18 protein-coding genes and 1 other RNA gene are annotated in these 17,474 nt (G+C 56.5%); 11 read left to right on the top strand and 8 right to left on the bottom strand.

Annotation, left to right across the window (positions count from 1 at the left end; all coding sequences use genetic code 11):
- Nucleotides 1-107: 107 nt before the first annotated feature.
- Both ssrA and smpB read right to left on the bottom strand, forming a co-directional pair.
- Nucleotides 108-471: a transfer-messenger RNA gene (gene ssrA / locus MHZ89_RS10670) on the bottom strand.
- Nucleotides 472-515: 44 nt separating this feature from the next.
- Entirely contained in the window at nucleotides 516-998 is a 483-nt protein-coding gene (gene smpB / locus MHZ89_RS10665; RefSeq protein ID WP_033754058.1) for an SsrA-binding protein SmpB, read from the bottom strand.
- A 159-nt stretch (nucleotides 999-1,157) separates the two neighbouring features.
- Between smpB and MHZ89_RS10660 the strand changes: the two genes are divergently transcribed.
- A complete protein-coding gene (locus tag MHZ89_RS10660; RefSeq protein ID WP_120457458.1) occupies nucleotides 1,158-1,592 on the top strand; it encodes a type II toxin-antitoxin system RatA family toxin in 435 nt (144 codons plus the stop codon).
- Nucleotides 1,585-1,878 carry an RnfH family protein gene (locus MHZ89_RS10655; RefSeq protein WP_120457459.1) on the top strand — a complete coding sequence of 98 codons (294 nt, stop codon included), beginning with the start codon at nucleotides 1,585-1,587 and terminating at the stop codon, nucleotides 1,876-1,878. Before MHZ89_RS10660 ends, MHZ89_RS10655 begins: the two co-directional genes overlap by 8 nt.
- Nucleotides 1,879-1,946: 68 nt before the next feature.
- Here the strand turns inward: MHZ89_RS10655 and bamE are convergent, their stop codons facing one another.
- The 3 genes from bamE to nadK all read right to left on the bottom strand — a co-directional run bounded on the left by bamE (nucleotide 1,947) and on the right by nadK (nucleotide 5,113).
- The gene (gene bamE / locus MHZ89_RS10650; RefSeq protein ID WP_120457461.1) at nucleotides 1,947-2,294 is read right to left on the bottom strand and encodes an outer membrane protein assembly factor BamE; all 348 of its coding nucleotides are present in this window, start codon (nucleotides 2,292-2,294) and stop codon (nucleotides 1,947-1,949) included.
- A gap of 195 nt (nucleotides 2,295-2,489) precedes the next feature.
- Nucleotides 2,490-4,151, bottom strand: coding sequence for a DNA repair protein RecN (gene recN, locus MHZ89_RS10645; RefSeq protein ID WP_120457463.1), 1,662 nt, complete (start codon nucleotides 4,149-4,151; stop codon nucleotides 2,490-2,492).
- Between the two features lie 83 nt (nucleotides 4,152-4,234).
- Nucleotides 4,235-5,113: an NAD(+) kinase gene (nadK, locus tag MHZ89_RS10640; RefSeq protein WP_311782967.1), complete on the bottom strand. Its 879-nt coding sequence runs from the start codon at nucleotides 5,111-5,113 to the stop codon at nucleotides 4,235-4,237.
- A 123-nt stretch (nucleotides 5,114-5,236) separates the two neighbouring features.
- On the opposite strand from nadK, the gene grpE reads away from it, so the two are divergent.
- Nucleotides 5,237-5,818 (top strand): nucleotide exchange factor GrpE, encoded by a 582-nt coding sequence (grpE, locus tag MHZ89_RS10635; RefSeq protein ID WP_120457655.1) that lies wholly within the window; start codon nucleotides 5,237-5,239, stop codon nucleotides 5,816-5,818.
- Nucleotides 5,819-5,877: 59 nt separating this feature from the next.
- Here grpE and ung read toward each other — a convergent pair whose 3' ends face one another.
- A complete protein-coding gene (gene ung, locus MHZ89_RS10630) occupies nucleotides 5,878-6,561 on the bottom strand; it encodes a uracil-DNA glycosylase (protein ID WP_120457467.1) in 684 nt (227 codons plus the stop codon).
- A gap of 254 nt (nucleotides 6,562-6,815) precedes the next feature.
- On the opposite strand from ung, the gene grcA reads away from it, so the two are divergent.
- A complete protein-coding gene (gene grcA, locus MHZ89_RS10625; protein WP_311782966.1) occupies nucleotides 6,816-7,199 on the top strand; it encodes an autonomous glycyl radical cofactor GrcA in 384 nt (127 codons plus the stop codon).
- Nucleotides 7,200-7,416: 217 nt separating this feature from the next.
- On the opposite strand, the gene srmB is transcribed toward grcA, so the two are convergent.
- Nucleotides 7,417-8,745 carry an ATP-dependent RNA helicase SrmB gene (srmB, locus tag MHZ89_RS10620; RefSeq protein ID WP_311782965.1) on the bottom strand — a complete coding sequence of 443 codons (1,329 nt, stop codon included), beginning with the start codon at nucleotides 8,743-8,745 and terminating at the stop codon, nucleotides 7,417-7,419.
- Nucleotides 8,746-8,900: 155 nt separating this feature from the next.
- Here srmB and trmN point away from each other — a divergent pair, with 155 nt between their 5' ends.
- Nucleotides 8,901-9,650: a tRNA(1)(Val) (adenine(37)-N(6))-methyltransferase TrmN gene (trmN, locus tag MHZ89_RS10615; RefSeq protein WP_311782964.1), complete on the top strand. Its 750-nt coding sequence runs from the start codon at nucleotides 8,901-8,903 to the stop codon at nucleotides 9,648-9,650.
- Here the strand turns inward: trmN and nadB are convergent.
- The gene (gene nadB / locus MHZ89_RS10610) at nucleotides 9,635-11,257 is read right to left on the bottom strand and encodes an L-aspartate oxidase (RefSeq protein ID WP_311782963.1); all 1,623 of its coding nucleotides are present in this window, start codon (nucleotides 11,255-11,257) and stop codon (nucleotides 9,635-9,637) included. The two genes, trmN and nadB, sit on opposite strands and share 16 nt — an antisense overlap.
- A gap of 431 nt (nucleotides 11,258-11,688) precedes the next feature.
- Between nadB and rpoE the strand changes: the two genes are divergently transcribed.
- The 6 genes from rpoE (at nucleotide 11,689) to lepB (ending at nucleotide 17,367) form a co-directional block, all read left to right on the top strand.
- Nucleotides 11,689-12,267: an RNA polymerase sigma factor RpoE gene (rpoE, locus tag MHZ89_RS10605; protein WP_010617748.1), complete on the top strand. Its 579-nt coding sequence runs from the start codon at nucleotides 11,689-11,691 to the stop codon at nucleotides 12,265-12,267.
- Nucleotides 12,268-12,294: 27 nt separating this feature from the next.
- A complete protein-coding gene (gene rseA / locus MHZ89_RS10600; RefSeq protein ID WP_311782962.1) occupies nucleotides 12,295-12,948 on the top strand; it encodes an anti-sigma-E factor RseA in 654 nt (217 codons plus the stop codon).
- Nucleotides 12,948-13,904, top strand: coding sequence for a sigma-E factor regulatory protein RseB (gene rseB, locus MHZ89_RS10595; protein WP_311782961.1), 957 nt, complete (start codon nucleotides 12,948-12,950; stop codon nucleotides 13,902-13,904). Before rseA ends, rseB begins: the two co-directional genes overlap by 1 nt.
- Nucleotides 13,901-14,365 carry a SoxR-reducing system protein RseC gene (gene rseC / locus MHZ89_RS10590; protein WP_120457480.1) on the top strand — a complete coding sequence of 155 codons (465 nt, stop codon included), beginning with the start codon at nucleotides 13,901-13,903 and terminating at the stop codon, nucleotides 14,363-14,365. The genes rseB and rseC overlap by 4 nt, the downstream gene beginning before the upstream one ends.
- Before the next feature lie 218 nt (nucleotides 14,366-14,583).
- Nucleotides 14,584-16,383: a translation elongation factor 4 gene (gene lepA, locus MHZ89_RS10585; protein WP_311782960.1), complete on the top strand. Its 1,800-nt coding sequence runs from the start codon at nucleotides 14,584-14,586 to the stop codon at nucleotides 16,381-16,383.
- A gap of 9 nt (nucleotides 16,384-16,392) precedes the next feature.
- Nucleotides 16,393-17,367: a signal peptidase I gene (lepB, locus tag MHZ89_RS10580; protein ID WP_311782959.1), complete on the top strand. Its 975-nt coding sequence runs from the start codon at nucleotides 16,393-16,395 to the stop codon at nucleotides 17,365-17,367.
- Nucleotides 17,368-17,474: the final 107 nt, after the last annotated feature.

The following is a 17,474-nucleotide window of genomic DNA, read 5'->3' as shown; positions in this document are numbered from 1 at the left end:
GATCATCGTGCCAGAAGATTATAGGCACAAAAAAGCCCGCCAGGCTTGCGCCGTACGGGCTTTCAGGACTTCTACAGATGACTCTGGTAATCATCTTTGAAGAATTTTGGTGGAGCTGGCGGGAGTTGAACCCGCGTCCGAAATTCCTACATCCTCAGTACTACATGCTTAGTCAGTCTTTACATTCGCCTGGCAGCTGCGGACAGACACGCCACTGACAGACTATCCTGATTAGATTTAACGCTTCAACCCCAGGCAAGGCATCCACGCGATCTCTTTTGGGTTTGACCTCTCTTGATCCCCGTCCTAAGAGCGGAGGCTAGGGAGAGAGGGCTCTAAGCAGGTTATTAAGCTGCTAGTGCGTAGTTTTCGTCGTTTGCGACTATTTTTTTGCGGTTTTTTAGCGAGGCCTACCGCACCTCGGCATGCACCTTGGGTTTCGCAAATCCCGTCGAATCCAGAATCAGCCCCAGGAACCAACTACTCTAGCAAAAAACTTTAAAACTATCCAGCGATTAGCGGTTGCGATTTTTCATAATGCGCGCTTTATCGAGCTTCCACTCGCGCTCTTTGATGTCGTCGCGCTTGTCATGCTCTTTCTTACCGCGCGCTACACCAATCTTCAGCTTGCACCAGGCATTTTTCCAGTAAAGCGACAGCGCAACGACGGTATAGCCTTCACGGTTAACGCGGCCATAAAGCGAGTCGAGTTCGCGCTGGTTCAGCAGCAGCTTACGGTTGCGCGTGGGATCGCAGACGACATGCGTCGAGGCGACCGCCAGCGGCTGGAAGGTAGAGCCGAACAGATAAGCTTCGCCATCGCGCAGCAAAATATAGCTGTCGCTGATGTTGGCTTTACCCGCACGGAGCGATTTGACTTCCCATCCTTGTAGCGACAATCCCGCTTCGAACTCTTCTTCAATGAAGTATTCATGACGGGCGCGTTTGTTAAGGGCAATAGTGGCAGAACCGGGTTTATGTACTTTTTTCTTTGTCATAGTGCGGCGTATTTTACATCACTTAAGCGGCCATCGCACCCCTTGTCCAGCGGGGCACCGGGAAACGGGATATTCTAGCACACCTCTGAAAGCGGGGAATTTTTGTTTGATCGCTGGAAATGCTACAATTCAGCGGTTTTGTGATGAACAGGAACCATTATGGCTCAGATTAGTCGTTCGGCGCTGGTGCCCTTCAGCGCTGAGCAAATGTACCAGCTGGTCAACGATGTGGATGCCTATCCACAGTTTTTGCCAGGATGCACTGGCAGTCGCGTGCTGGAATCGTCTGAAAATCAGATGACGGCCTCCGTAGACGTCTCAAAAGCGGGCATCAGTAAGACATTTACTACGCGTAACACCCTAACCGACAATCAACGTATCCAGATGCAACTGGTGGACGGCCCGTTCCGCAAGCTTACCGGCGGATGGCACTTTATCTCGCTGGGCGATGACGCCTGCAAGGTAGAACTCAGCCTGGATTTTGAGTTCACCAATATGCTGGTAGAGATGGCGTTCGGTCGCATTTTCAAAGAGCTGGCAAACAGCATGGTGCAGGCTTTTACCCAGCGCGCCAAAGAGGTCTACAGTGCCTGAGATCTCCGTTGAGGTGGTTTACGCGCTGCCGGAAAAACAGTATCAGCGCGTAGTCACGCTGGAAGAGGGAAGCACTGTCGAGCAGGCAATCGTCGCATCGGGGCTGCTTGAGCTGCGCCGCGATATCGATCTCAGCCGCAACAAGGTTGGCGTCTTTAGCCGTCCGGTTAAGCTGGGCGACACGCTGCAGGAAGGCGACAGGGTAGAAATCTATCGCCCGCTGATTGCCGACCCCAAAGAGCTGCGTCGTCAGCGCGCAGAACGTTCAGCCAGCGGCAAAAAATAGCGCCCGTCAGAACAGACAGGCCAGAAATGCAAAAGGCGCCAGCGGCGCCTTTTTTGTTGCGTTTTCGATCAGTCACCCGACTTTGTCAGATTCGGTTTATTGTCGATATTGGTCAGTACGCCGTTGCTGTCGAAGGTAAGTGTCAGCGTCTGCTGCTTCACGCTTTCATGGCCTGGTTCCTGACGGAACACGTAATACCAGACGTTGCTGCCAAACGGGTCACGCATCATCGGCGTACCGAGCGTATAGGCAACCTGCTGCTGCGTCATGCCGTTGTGGATTTTCGCCACATCGTTGGCAACCAGATAGTTGCCCTGGTTGATATCTGGGCGGTAAACCACGCGCTCAAGGGTGGAGCATCCGGCGGTCATCATCAACATTACCACTGCCGCGGCAGTCAGCGTTTTACAGCGCATCTCTACATTCCTTTTCTGGGGCCAAACGCCTTTTCTCAGGCTGTTTTTTTGCCATCAAATTCTGAACTCTGCCTGCGGCAGGCTTTATTATTCAGGCGACATAAGTTGCCGATGATAATAAACCTTTTCGCTATTGGAAACCTCTACATCGACAGAGCAAGCATATGACCACGCAGCGGGAAGAAAGTGCGACCCTTACGCCGCTAAAAGTTCTTTCGCGTTCGCAAGGGTATTGCGCGTGACCTCGCTGCCGCCCAGCAGACGCGCCAGCTCCTGCAGACGCGCACGCTTGTCCAGCGCCTGCATATGGGTTTCGGTCATGGCACCGTCGGTCTCTTTGCTGACAAAGAAGTGCTGATGGCCACAGCCAGCTACCTGCGGCAGGTGGGTAACGCACATCACCTGGGTCGATTCGCCCAGCTGGCGCAGCAGACGGCCTACCACGGCGGCGGTCGGGCCGCTGATACCGACGTCCACTTCGTCGAAGATCATCGCCGGGGTTTCCATTTTCTTCGCGGTAATCACCTGGATCGCCAGCGCAATACGCGACAGCTCACCGCCGGAGGCCACTTTACCCAGCGGCTGCAGAGGCTGGCCTGGGTTAGTGGTAACCTGGAAGTCGATACGCGTCGCGCCGTCGGCGGTCAGATGATCGGGATTGAACGCGAGCGCAATGGTGAAACGGCCATGCGGCATAGAGAGCTGATGCATGCTCTGAGTAATCAACTGCTCCAGCTCGGCGCCATACTGCTGGCGCTGCTGGTGCAGACGCTCAGCGCTATGCAGCGCAGCCTGATAGTGTTCGCTAACTAACGCCTGCAGACTCTCCTGGTCGCTCTCCTGCTGCGAAAGCAGCTCCGCTTCCGCCAGCAATTGCTGATGCAGCTCCGCCAGGCCTTCCGGCGCAACGTGGTGCTTACGCGCCAGCGCGATATAGCGGGAGATACGCTGTTCCAGCTCATACAGACGATTCGGGTCGAGGTCGAGACGGTCAACGTAGTGGCGCAGTTCGTCGCTCGCTTCGCTGAGCTGAATCGCCGCTTCTTCCAGCATATTCAGCACGCCGCTCAGCTTGTCGTCGAGCGTCACCACTTCCGTCACCATCTGGCGCGCGGTGTAAAGCAGGCTGTTGAGGTTGCTGTCGTCACCGTCGGCAAGCAGCTGCAGCGCCTGCTGGCTGGTGGAGAGCAACTGTCCGCTGTTAGCGAGACGTTTGTACTCTTCATCAATCTGTTCATACTCATTCGCCTGTGGGGCGAAGTCGTTGAGTTCTTTCAGCTGATACTGCAGCAGTTCGCGGCGTGCCTCGCGCTCCTGCGACAGCTGCTGATGCTGCGCCAGGTTACGGCAGCTCTGATGCCAGGCCTGATAATCGTTGCGCATCTGCAGCAGCAAATCGTCATGGCCGGCGTAGGCGTCAAGCAGGTGTTTCTGATGGTCAGCCTTCAGCAGAAGCTGATGGGCGTGCTGGCCGTGAATTTGAATCAACAACTGACCCAGATCGCGCAGTTGCGACAGCGGCACCGCGGTGCCGTTGATAAAGCCGCGTGAGCGGCCGTCAGCGCTGATAACGCGGCGCAGCAGACACTCATTGCCGTCATCCAGCTGATTCTCCTCTAGCCAGCGCTGCGCGGAAGGCGAGGACTTGAGGTTGAAGCGGGCGCAGAGGTCGGCGCGCGCGGCGCCCTGACGCACCATGTCCGCTTCAGCGCGGCCGCCAAGGCACAGGCCGAGCGCGTCAATAGCAATAGACTTACCCGCGCCGGTCTCACCGGTAATCGCCGTCATACCGCGTTGGAAATCAATGTCGAGCTCACGAACGATAGCGAAATTACTGATGGTCAGCTGTGCCAGCATAGAATCACCTGTATGGAAAAACAGATATGGTTTTTCGTACAGTATAAACTGGTTTTTTATCCAGTAAAGAGGGCGCGCTGAAATTAAAACAATTTTTTCGACCAGCCCAGCTTTGAACTCAGGGTATTGAAATAGCTGTAATTTTTAGGATGGATCAGATTCAGGTGGTTCTCGCTGCGGCGGATCAGGACATCCTCTCCTTCCTGAATCGGCAGGGCGATCTGGCTGTCGCAGCTGATTTCTAAATCGCTGCGGCGCGAGGAAAAACGCAGTCGGATGGTGCTGCTGCTGTTGATCACCAGCGGGCGCGCCGACAGGGTATGGGGGAACATCGGCACCAGCGCGATAGCATCGAGCGACGGGGTTAAAATCGGTCCGCCCGCCGACAGCGAATAAGCGGTCGAGCCGGTCGGCGTAGAGATAATCAGGCCATCGGAGCGCTGCGAAAAGGCGAATACCTCGTCGATATAAACTTCAAACTCGATCATGTGCGCCACTTTGCCAGGATGCAGCACCACCTCATTGATCGCCAGGCCAAGGCGCGGCGAGCATTCGTCTTTGCATACGCGCGCTTCCAGCAGAAAGCGGCTTTCAACGAAATAGTTTCCCTGCAGCACCTCATCCAGCTGCTGCTGCGCATTGTCGGGGTCAAGGTCGGTAAGAAAGCCCAGATTGCCGCGGTTAATGCCGATCACCTTGATGTCGTAGCGCGCCAGCACGCGCGCCGCGCCCAGCATATTGCCGTCGCCGCCGACCACTACCGCAAGGTCCGCCTGCTGTCCAATCTCCGCCAGCGTGCCGGTCTGCGCATCCTGCAGATTCAGCTCCTGCGCGATCTGCTGCTCAATAATCACTTGATAACCTCTGGACGTCAGCCAGCGCCACAGCATCTCATGCGTCGTGAGAGCGGTAGGGTGACGCGGATGGCCTACAATACCAATACAGTTAAAGTGTTTGTTCATTTGGTGGGTCTTTCCTCATAAGCCAAAACGGCAAGGCAATGTGATGGGTTCCCTTGAAACCGTCAAACCGATCCCCATAATAAGCGGACTGGCGAGATGAATGTGCAAAACGCGGAGAAATTCATGAGTAGTAAAGAACAGAACACCCCAAACGAGCAAGTCTCAGACGAAATTCAACAGGATCAGCAACAACCTCAGGAAGCGGAGACGGCAGTAGAGGTGGATCCGCGTGATGAGCGTATTGCTCAGCTGGAAGCTGAACTGGCGCAGTCTCAGTCCGGCGTACGCGACGCCCAGCTGCGCGCGCAGGCGGAAATCGAAAACATCCGTCGCCGCACCGAAATCGACGTTGAAAAAGCGCACAAATTTGCGCTGGAAAAATTCGCCAACGAGCTGCTGCCGGTTATCGACAGCCTTGAGCGCGCGCTGGAAGTCGCGGACAAAGAGAACCCTGAGCTGGCTTCGATGATCGAAGGTATCGAGCTGACCCTGAAATCGCTGCTTGGCGCGGTGCGTAAGTTCGGCGTTGAAGTTGTCGGCGACACCAACGTGCCGTTTAACCCGGAAATTCATCAGGCAATGTCGATGATGGAATCGGACGACGTGGCGCCTAACCATGTGATGATGGTGATGCAGCGCGGCTATACCCTGAACGGTCGCCTGCTGCGTCCGGCGATGGTTGCGGTCGCGAAAGCCAAAAGCTAAGCACGAAAGCAAAGAGAATCAGACGGCCGCGCAGTGACGCGGCCGTTTTTATTTGCGGCTCAGCTGGCGGGCAGCTGCGGCATCCAGTCGATGGGCGTTTCGCCCGCCTGCTTCAGCAGCGCATTCGCCTGCGCGAAGTGTCCGCAGCCAAAGAAGCCACGATGCGCGGAAAGCGGCGAGGGATGCGGTGCCTGTAACACATGATGGCGCTGTCGATCGATAATGCTGCCTTTCTTCTGCGCGTGCGATCCCCAGAGCAGGAAAACTACGCCTTCGCGATGCTCGTTGATCGCAGCGATCACGTTGTCGGTAAAGGTCTCCCAGCCGAAGCGCGCATGGGAATGCGCCTTGCCCGCCTCGACGGTCAGCACCGTATTCAGCAGCATCACGCCCTGTTTTGCCCAGCTCTCCAGAAAGCCGTGTTGCGGACGTTTAAAGTCGGGAAACTCCTGCTCCAGCTCTTTATACATATTCTGTAAAGAGGGCGGTACCGGCACTCCCGGCAGGACGGAGAAGGCCAGGCCATGCGCCTGATTCGGGCCGTGGTAGGGATCCTGACCCAGAATAACGACCTTCACATCACCAAGCTCGGTCAGGCGAAACGCATTGAAGACATCTTTCTGCGGCGGATAAACCGTTACGCCAGCCGCCCGTTCGTTAGCCACCAGTTTTAGCGTTTCATTAAAGTAGGGCTTCTCTTTCTCTTCGGCCAGCACGTCGTGCCAGGTCAGTTTATCCGTCATGATTTGCTCCCTTAAAGATCGGTCTCTTAAGCTTAACGTTTCACCGCGCCAGGTAGAAGGTAAAAAATATTTGAAATTTACAAAATATTTTTTAATAAAAAAGAGTATCTGAATCAAATAATTGAAATTAGCAGTGAAATGCGTGGCTGTGGAAATTGACTGAGGTCAAAGTCGCTCCAGAGGGCAGGTGTTATATCAGGACATTAATACTTACCGCGCTGAGCAGGATAGCGCCTCGTTGTGGAGAACTGACTATGATCACAGGCATTCAAATTACCCAAACCAACAATCCCGACTTAATAAACTCCTTCTGGCTGATCGACGACGAAAAAGCGGAAGCGCGCTGCCTGTGCGCTAAAGCGGGCTACGAAGAAGATCAGGTAGTGGCTGTCAGCGAGCTGGGCGAATTCGCTTACCGCGAAGTGCCAATGGAGATGAAACCGCAGGTGCGTATTGAGGGCGGTCAGCATCTGAACGTTAACGTGCTGCGTCGCGAAACGCTGGAAGATGCGGTTAAGCACCCGGAAAAATATCCGCAGCTGACGATCCGCGTTTCAGGTTACGCAGTGCGTTTTAACGCGCTGACGCCGGAACAACAGCGTGACGTGATTACCCGTACCTTTACCGAAAGCCTGTAACGGTAGAACTTTAGAGGGCTGCAGAAAAAGCATCCACTTCGTTGTTAAATATATGTTGCTGATAAAGCAACAAATCTGCTTTTTTTAACCTTAACAGCGTTGCCGGAACTGCATCCCGTAGCACAGAGCCTTTGGCTAAAGGGGATAACGGCTGTTTTACCCGCTTAACTAAAAAAAATCGCCTCAATAGAGGCGATTTTTTTATAGCGGTGCTGATTTATTCCGCATCGCCGCTGGCTGGCGCGGCAGCGCTTGGCTTGCGACGTTTGCCCACGTTTTTGGCGTCGCGGTGACGCTTCTTCACGCGCGGTTTTTCCGCTTCGCTCTCTTTTTTCTCTTTCCGTTTCGCAAGCGCTTTTTTCGACGGTTTTCCGGTGGTCTTGGCGCTCGGCGCGCGCGTGACCGGACGCAGCTCATCAACGACGCGCGGCTTCAGCGGTTCGTTCAGGTAGCGGCTGATTTTACCCAGCAGCAGATGATCGTGCGCTTCCACCAGCGACAGCGCGGTGCCTTTACGGCCGGCGCGCGCGGTGCGGCCGATACGGTGCAGATAGGTATCGGCGGTGCGCGGCATATCAAAGTTAAAGACGTGGCTGACATCTTCGATATCAATACCGCGCGCGGCGACGTCGGTCGCCACCAGCACGTTGACGCGGCCGTCGGTGATGCGTTTGATCGCTTCGGTGCGTTTGGCCTGCACCATTTCACCTTCCAGATAGCAGCTGCGGATCCCCGCATCGTGCAGCCACTTCACCAGCTCATGCAGACGCTCACGCTTACGCACGAAGACGATCGAACGCGTCACGTCCGGCTGCTTCAGCAGGTGGATCAGCAGTTTGGTTTTATGTTCCAGATCGTCAGCGCGGTAGTACCACTGCTGGATCTTTTTGCGTTCACGACGGCTCGGATCGGCTTCTACTTCCACCGGATCGTTAAGCAGACGCTCAGCGAAATCTTTGATCGCATTGCCTTCCAGCGTGGCGGAGAAAAGCATGGTCTGCTTACGCCAGCGGGTTTCGCCTGCGATGGTTTCGATATCCTGCGCGAAGCCCAAATCCAGCATGCGGTCGGCCTCGTCAAGAATTAATGTCTCAACGGCGCGGCAATCGAAGTTTTCTTCTTTGATGTACTGAAGCAGACGACCGGTGGTCGCCACCACCACATCCTGGTTCTCGCTGAACACTTCCGCATGGTTCATATACGCCACGCCGCCGGTGATAGTCGCGATATCCAGGTGAGTATGTTTCGCCAGTTCACGCGCATGGTCGGCGACCTGCATCGCCAGCTCGCGCGTGGGAGTCAGGATCAGGATGCGCGGCGGGCCTGACTTTTTACGCGGGAAGTCGAGCAGATGCTGCAGTACCGGCAGCAGATAAGCGGCGGTTTTCCCGGTTCCGGTAGGCGCCGAACCCAGAACGTCGCGGCCCTCCAGCGCGGGCGGGATCGCCTCGGCCTGAATTGCTGTCGGGCGCGTGAAGCCTTTTTCCTGCAGGGCTTCCAGCAGGCTTTCGTCGAGTTCGAGTTCGGAAAATGTGGTTACGGTCATGGTCTACCTCAGTTTGGGGCGCTGATTATAGACAGATCAAACGCAATCTTCATCTGTTAATCCGCAGCGGCCAGCCCACTACGTGTATTCCTCAGGCTGTCACGTTACACTGAAGCGCTGCCGTACGGCAGGAAAAAAGGTAATGGTTGCAGAGTATGACGCAGGAAAAGCCGCATGTGCGGCCATTGTTAAAAAGAAACGGTTTTACCTTCAAACAATTTTTTGTGGCGCACGACCGCTGCGCCATGAAAGTGGGCACTGACGCTATTTTGCTGGGCGCATGGGCGCCGGTAGCAAACGTGCGCCGCGTGCTGGATATCGGCTGCGGCAGCGGGCTAATTGCCCTGATGCTGGCGCAGCGCACGCCGGATTCAGTGATCATCGACGCGGTGGAGCTGGATGTCGCCGCCGCGCAGCAGGCGCAGGAAAATGTCGCGCAGTCGCCCTGGCCAGCGCGCGTGCACGTCCATCAGCAGGATATTGTCGCCTTTGCCGACAGCTGCGGCCAACGCTATTCATTAATTGTCAGCAATCCACCCTATTACCCGCCCGATGTCGCCTGCGCGACGCCGGAGCGCGACGTGGCCCGCTCGACGGCGACGCTGGATCACGCAAGCCTGCTGCGCTGTGCCGCGCGTCTGATCGAGGAAGAGGGCTTCTTCTGCGTCGTGCTGCCAGAAGCCGTTGGGCAAACGATGATCGCGCTAGCGCAGAAAGAGGGCTGGCATCTTCGTTTCCGCATCGACGTGGCGGAGTATGCGCATCGGCCGCCGCATCGCGTGCTGCTCGGCTTCTCCCCCAGCGCGGGCGAAACCCTGCTGGAAAGAATGGCGATCCGCAATCAGGATACGCACTATTCAGAAGTCTGGTGCAGCCTGACGCGCGACTTTTATCTCTTTATGTAAGAGGGCGTTAAAACCGTCGGCTTCGCTTCAGGCAGCATATCAGGATAGTCGCGGGTAAAATGAAGCCCGCGGCTCTCTTTACGCGCCATCGCGCAGCGCACCATCAGTTCGGCGACCTGCGTCAGATTGCGCAGCTCCAGCAGATCGCTGGAGAGCCGGAAATGCGCGTAATACTCGTCGATCTCCTGTTGTAACAGGTTAATGCGACGCAGCGCGCGCTCCAGCCGCCGCGTGGTGCGCACTATCCCGACGTAATCCCACATAAACAGCCGCAGCTCGTGCCAGTTGTGCTGGATAACCACGCGCTCGTCCGCATCGTCTACGCGACTTTCATCCCAGGGCGGCAGGGCGTGGAGCGTCTCCCTTTGCGGCAGCGTCTGAAGCAGATCCTCCGCCGCCGACCAGCCGTACACCAGACACTCCAGCAGCGAGTTGGACGCCATGCGGTTTGCGCCGTGCAGTCCAGTGCAGCTTACTTCGCCGATAGCGTAGAGCGCGTCGACATCGGTACGTCCGCGCGCGTCCACCATGACGCCGCCGCAGGTGTAGTGCGCGGCAGGCACGATGGGGATGCGATCCCGCGTCAGGTCGAGGCCAAAGCCCAGCAGCTTTTCATAAATGGTCGGGAAGTGGGCGCGCACGAATTCCGGCGGCTGGTGGCTGATATCAAGATAAAGGCAGTCAACGCCGAGCCGTTTCATTTCATGGTCAATTGCGCGCGCCACGATATCGCGCGGCGCCAGTTCGGCGCGCTCATCGAAGTCCGGCATAAATCGTGTGCCGTCGGGCCGCAGCAGCCAGGCACCTTCGCCACGCAGCGCTTCGGTCAGCAGAAAGCTGTGCGCGTCAGGATGAAACAGCGACGTAGGATGGAACTGGTTAAATTCAAGATTGCCGACGCGGCAGCCGGCGCGCCACGCCATCGCAATACCGTCGCCAGAGGCGACATCGGGATTGGTGGTGTACTGGTAAACTTTTGCTGCGCCGCCGGTTGCCAGCACTACTGCGCGCGCGCTGCAGGTTTCGACCCGTTCGCGATTGCGGTTCCAGATCCAGGCGCCGACCACGCGGCGCGAACCCGCAAGGCCCAGCTTGTCTGAAAGGATCAGGTCTACCGCATTGGCGCGCTCAAGAATGCGGATACGGGGATGACTCAACGCCTGGCTCACCAGCGTCGTCTCGACGGCGCGCCCGGTCGCGTCCGCGCTGTGCAGAATACGCCGGTGGCTGTGGCCGCCTTCGCGCGTCAAGTGATAGGGCATATCGCCCGCCGCCAGCGGATCGCGATCAAAAGCGACGCCGTGGTCAATCAGCCACTGCACGCAGTGACGCGCATTACTGGCGACAAAAGAGACCGCTTCGCGATCGCATAAGCCAGCGCCGGCGATCAGGGTATCTTCCACATGCGACTCAATGCTGTCAGTCTCATCGAACACTGCGGCGATGCCGCCTTGCGCATAAAACGTCGAGCCTTCGCTGACCTGCGCTTTGCTCAGCACCAGCACGTCATAGTGCGCCGCCAGCCGCAGCGCCAGCGATAAACCCGCCGCGCCGCTGCCGATAATCAAAACATCGCACTGGTAATCCGCAGAGTCTCTATGTGCCATAGTGTTTAATTTACTAAACAAGGGTGGTTTGAGAATAAGCGTTTTCACTGTCCTTGTGAAGTATTTTAAACCAGACGGGCGCTGGCGCAGATTAATTAACAGGCAGTTATACGTAAAATCAACAAATTACAAAAACGCTTATTTAAAGCTTGTTTTTTATATAAAACGTAGCGGCCGTAAAGGATTTAAAGATGAAAAAGCCTCCGTCATAAGGTACTCTGCCTGCGATTCTGCGTTGATAGCCGCAGTCTGGATTACACTGTCTAGAGAATGAAAAACAAATGACAGCGTATCTGGAATAGTCATCATTAGCGCGTTAAGCGAACTTTTTGCCGCACCACGACTCTAAGCGCATGCTTGCTCAGAACCATGAAGATGTGCTGGCAGTTCCTTTTACGCATTTAAAAGAATTTGGGGAGACATTACCTCGGATGAGCGAGCAGTTAACGGATCAGGTACTCGTAGAACGGGTGCAGAAGGGAGATCAGAAGTCATTTAACCTACTGGTCATTCGTTACCAGCATAAAGTGGCGAGCCTGGTTTCCCGCTATGTTCCGTCGGGAGACGTGCCTGATGTCGTGCAGGAGTCCTTTATTAAAGCGTATCGCGCGCTGGAATCCTTCCGCGGCGACAGCGCGTTTTATACCTGGCTTTATCGTATTGCGGTCAATACCGCAAAAAATTACCTGGTTGCTCAGGGGCGTCGTCCGCCATCCAGCGATGTGGATGCGATCGATGCAGAAAATTTCGAAAGTGCGGGCGCGCTAAAAGAAATTTCGAACCCTGAGAACTTAATGTTGTCAGATGAACTGAAACAAATCGTCTTTCGTACCATTGAGGCACTCCCTGAAGATCTGCGTATGGCAATCACGCTCAGGGAGCTGGACGGACTGAGCTACGAAGAGATCGCCGCCATTATGGATTGCCCGGTCGGTACAGTGCGTTCACGTATCTTCCGTGCGCGAGAGGCCATTGATAATAAAGTTCAACCGCTTATCCAACGTCAGTGATAACGGCTACTGGAAGGGTACTTAGGCATGCAGAAAGAACAACTTTCCGCTTTGATGGATGGCGAGGCGCTCGATAACGCGCTGCTGTCAGCACTATCTCAGGATGCAGAGCTGCAACAGCGCTGGACAAGCTATCATCTGATCCGCGACACCATGCGCGGCGATGTAGGCGAAGTGCTGCACTTCGATATCTCCGCACGCGTCGCGGCGGCCCTCGAGCAGGAGCCCGCCCGCAAAGTTACGCCGCTGATTGTCGAATCACAGCCTGAACCGGCCAGCGTTGCGAAGATGCCTTTCTGGCGCAAAATGCGTCCCTGGGCGGCTCAGCTGACGCAGGTCGGCGTAGCGGCGTGCGTATCGCTGGCGGTTATCGTGGGCGTACAGCACTACAACCAGCCGAGCGGCACCACCGCAGAGCCGTCTGAATCGCCGGTGTTCAATACGCTGCCGATGATGGGCAAAGCTTCGCCGGTTAGCCTCGGCGTGCCGTCTGACGCCTTCGACACCAGCGGCGCCACTCAGCAGGTTCAGGAGCAGCGCCGTCGCGTCAATGCCATGCTGCAGGACTACGAACTGCAGCGTCGTCTGCATTCCGATCGTCTGCAGTTTGAAACCAATGCGCCGCAGCAGGCGCAGGCGAACGTTCCCGGCAATCAGTCTTTAGGTACGCAACAGCAGTAATGAAGCAGCTTTGGTGCGCCGTTAGCCTGCTGGCAGGCAGCCTGCTTTGTTCATCTCCCGCCCCGGCGCAGACCTCTGCGTCCGGGGCGTTGTTACAGCAGATGGAGCAGGCAAGCCAGACCCTCAATTACGAATTCGCTTATATCAACGTCTCGCGTATAGGGATTGAATCGCTGCGTTATCGTCATGCAGTCATCGATAACCGCATCTATGCGCAGCTGTTGCAGATGGACGGCCCGCGCCGGGAAGTGATCCAGCGCGGGAACGATATCAGCTACTTCGAACCCGGCCTCGATCCTTTCTCTCTGCCTGGCAAACATATCATTGACGCCTTGCCGTCGCTGATCTTCGCAGATTTCTCTCAGCTCGCTAACGCCTGGGATTTTATTCCGGTAGGCCGCTCGCGCATCGCCGATCAGCTGTGCGAGGTGATTCGCATCGTCTCGCGCGACGGCACGCGCTACAGCTACGTGGTATGGCTGGATGTGGATACCAAACTGCCGCTGCGAATCGATCTGCTGGATCGCGATGGCGAAACCCTGGAGCAGTTCCGGGTGATCAGCTTCGCGGTCGATGAAGGCGTGCGCAATCTTATGCAGGGGCTGCAAAAGGCTAATCTGCCGCCGTCGCTTTCGGTGCCGGAAGGGGAGAAGGTCAAACTCAGCTGGCAGCCAGGCTGGGTGCCGGCGGGTATGAAGCTTATTTCGCAGAGCCGCCGCGACATTCCGGCCATGAACAAAACCGTAGAGTCACAGCTTTACAGCGACGGCCTGTTCAGCTTCGCCATCAATATTACCCCGGCCGATAAAAGCAGCGTCACGCAGACATTGCGCACAGGACGTCGAACGGTCCAGACCGAAGTGCGCAATAATAGCGAAATCACCGTGGTGGGCGAACTGCCGCCCGCGACGGCAAAACGCATAGCGGACAGTATTGATTTGGGGTCGCAACGATGATGAGAGAGTGGGCCACGGTAGTGGCATGGCGTGACGGCATCGCCACGCTGCATACAGAGGCGAAAACCTCCTGCAACAGCTGTTCAGCGCGCAAAGGCTGCGGCAGCCATATGCTCAATAAGCTGGGGCCGAAAGACGCTCACGTGATGGAAATCGTCAGCGCGACGCCGTTACAGCCCGGTCAGCGCGTTGAGCTGGGCATTAAAGAGAGCAGCCTGCTCGGTTCGGCGCTGCTGGTCTATATGACGCCGCTGTTTGGACTGTTTCTGCTGGCGGGCCTGTTCCAGGCGCTGTTCCACAGCGATCTGGCGGCAGCCTGCGGCGCGCTGCTCGGCGGCATCGGCGGTTTTATCGTCGCGAAAGGCGTCTCGCTGAAGGTAGGCGATCGCGCCGCTTTTCAGCCCATCATCCTGAACGTTGCGCTTCCGCCCGACGCCCTGCGGGTGGAAAGCGAAGCGTGATCCTCTGCCAGGCCGCGTATATCGCGGCCTTTTAGCGCCTGTTTCTCGCCAAAAAGTGTTGTGATTCCGCAACGTTCCATTCTTTTATGCGCGGCCTTAACAGTGTAATATGCGTCGTCATTAATGAGGCTGACAGGATTGTAGGTAAAGAGCGATCTTCCTGAATGTGTCTGTGCTCAGGTTCTCAACTGTTTTTCTACGTGAAGATATTCATATAAATGAAGCACATAAGAAACTTCTCCATCATCGCGCACATCGACCACGGTAAATCGACGCTCTCTGACCGCCTGATTCAAATCTGTGGCGGCTTAACCGATCGCGAGATGGCGGCACAGGTACTTGACTCTATGGACCTGGAGCGCGAACGCGGCATTACCATCAAAGCGCAGAGCGTAACGCTCGATTACAAAGCGCTGAACGGCGAAACTTACCAGCTCAATTTCATCGATACCCCAGGGCACGTTGACTTCTCCTATGAAGTATCACGCTCGCTGGCGGCCTGCGAAGGCGCGCTGCTGGTGGTGGATGCAGGACAGGGCGTGGAAGCGCAGACCCTGGCGAACTGCTACACCGCGATCGAGATGGATCTGGAAGTTGTGCCGGTACTGAACAAAATCGACCTGCCTGCCGCCGATCCGGAACGCGCGGCGCAGGAAATTGAAGATATCGTCGGCATCGACGCGACCGATGCGGTGCGCTGCTCGGCGAAAACTGGCGTCGGCGTGCCTGAAGTGCTGGAGCGTCTGGTGCGTGATATTCCGCCGCCGGAAGGCGATCCGGAAGGCCCGCTGCAGGCGCTGATTATCGACTCCTGGTTTGATAACTACCTGGGCGTCGTCTCGCTGATCCGCGTGAAAAACGGCACGCTGCGCAAAGGCGACAAGGTTAAAGTGATGAGCACCGGTCAGGTGTACAACGCCGACCGCCTCGGCATCTTTACGCCGAAGCAGGTTGACCGTACGCAGCTGAACTGCGGCGAGGTAGGCTGGCTGGTTTGCGCCATTAAAGATATCCTTGGCGCGCCGGTGGGCGATACCCTGACCCTGTCGCGTAACCCGGCGGATAAAGCGCTGCCCGGCTTTAAGAAAGTGAAGCCGCAGGTTTATGCTGGCTTGTTCCCGGTAAGCTCTGACGACTATGAAGCCTTCCGCGACGCGCTCGGCAAGCTGAGCCTGAATGACGCCTCGCTGTTTTATGAGCCGGAAAGCTCTACTGCGCTCGGCTTCGGCTTCCGCTGCGGCTTCCTCGGTCTGCTGCATATGGAGATCATTCAGGAGCGCCTGGAGCGCGAATACGATCTCGATCTGATCACCACGGCGCCGACCGTTGTGTATGAAGTGGAAACCACCGGCGGAGAAATTATCTACGTCGACAGCCCGTCTAAGCTGCCGCCGCTGAATAATATCGAAGAGCTGCGCGAACCGATCGCCGAGTGTCATATGCTGCTGCCGCAGGAGTATCTCGGCAACGTCATCACGCTCTGCGTTGAGAAGCGCGGCGTGCAGACCAACATGGTTTACCACGGCAACCAGGTCGCGCTGACCTATGAGATCCCGATGGCGGAAGTGGTTCTCGACTTCTTCGACCGCCTGAAATCGACCTCGCGCGGCTACGCCTCGCTGGACTATAACTTTAAACGTTTCCAGGCCTCTGACATGGTGCGCGTCGACGTGCTGATCAACGCCGAGCGCGTCGATGCGCTGGCGCTGATTACCCACCGCGACAACTCGCAATATCGCGGCCGCGAGCTGGTGGAGAAGATGAAAGATCTGATCCCGCGTCAGCAGTTCGACATTGCGATTCAGGCGGCGATCGGCAACCACATCATTGCTCGCTCAACCGTGAAGCAGCTGCGTAAAAACGTACTCGCCAAGTGCTATGGCGGCGACGTCAGCCGTAAGAAGAAACTGTTGCAGAAGCAGAAAGAAGGCAAGAAACGCATGAAGCAGGTCGGTAACGTTGAGCTGCCGCAGGAAGCCTTCCTCGCCATTCTGCATGTCGGTAAGGACAGCAAATAAGGATCCCCAATGGCTAATATGTTCGCCCTGGTTCTGGCGATAGCGACGCTGGTTACCGGCGTTATCTGGTGTATCGATCGCGTTAAGTGGGCACCGGCGCGCCGGGCCAAACGAGCGGAAGCGCAGGCTGCGGCAGGCAACACCCTCGATGATAAAACGCTGGCGAAAGTCAGCGGGCAGCCAGGCTGGATTGAGACCGCCGCGTCGGTCTTCCCGGTGCTGCTGGTGGTATTTGTGGTGCGCTCGTTTATTTATGAGCCGTTCCAGATCCCGTCCGGCTCCATGATGCCCACGCTGCTGATCGGCGATTTCATTCTGGTCGAGAAATTTGCCTACGGCATTAAAGATCCTATTACCCAGACGACGCTGATCCCGACCGGTCATCCGCAGCGCGGCGATATCGCGGTATTTAAATACCCGAAAGATCCGAGCCTGGACTATATTAAGCGCGTTATCGGCCTGCCGGGTGACAAAGTGGTCTTTGACCCCTACAGCAAAACGCTGACCGTCAGCCCGAACTGCGCCGCTGGCCAGCGTTGCGCCAGCGCGCTGCCGATCACCTATACCAACGTCGAGCCGAGCAACTTTATTCAGACCTTCAGCGGGTTTGACGGCAACGAAACCGGCAATGGCTTCTATCAGGTGCCGCAGGGCGAAACCATGCGCGGCGGGCTGCGTCTCGGCACGCGCAAAGAGACACTGGGCAACGTAACGCACGATATTCTGCTGGTAAACGAAGCGCAGAGTCAGGCAAGCATGTATTATCAGCAGCCGGGCCAGCCGCAGGCGACCTGGATCGTGCCGCAGGGGCAATATTTCATGATGGGCGATAACCGCGACAACAGCGCCGACAGCCGCTACTGGGGCTTTGTCCCGGAACGTAATCTGGTCGGAAAAGCGGTTGCCATCTGGATGAGCTTCGATAAGCAGGAAGGCCAATGGCCGACAGGCGTTCGCCTGAGCCGTATTGGCGGCATTCATTGATAAATCTGGCCCCGATTAATGGGCAAAACGGTTGGCCTCCTTCGGGGGGCCACTGCACACTAAACAGATTGCGTTGGAAAGCCAGCCCTGTTTCGTATGCAGAGTCA

Origin of the sequence: Pantoea sp. ACRSB (assembly GCF_022346905.1) — a bacterium.
GTDB classification, from domain to species: domain Bacteria; phylum Pseudomonadota; class Gammaproteobacteria; order Enterobacterales; family Enterobacteriaceae; genus Pantoea; species Pantoea piersonii.
This window is presented reverse-complemented; position numbering and strand designations above follow the sequence as displayed.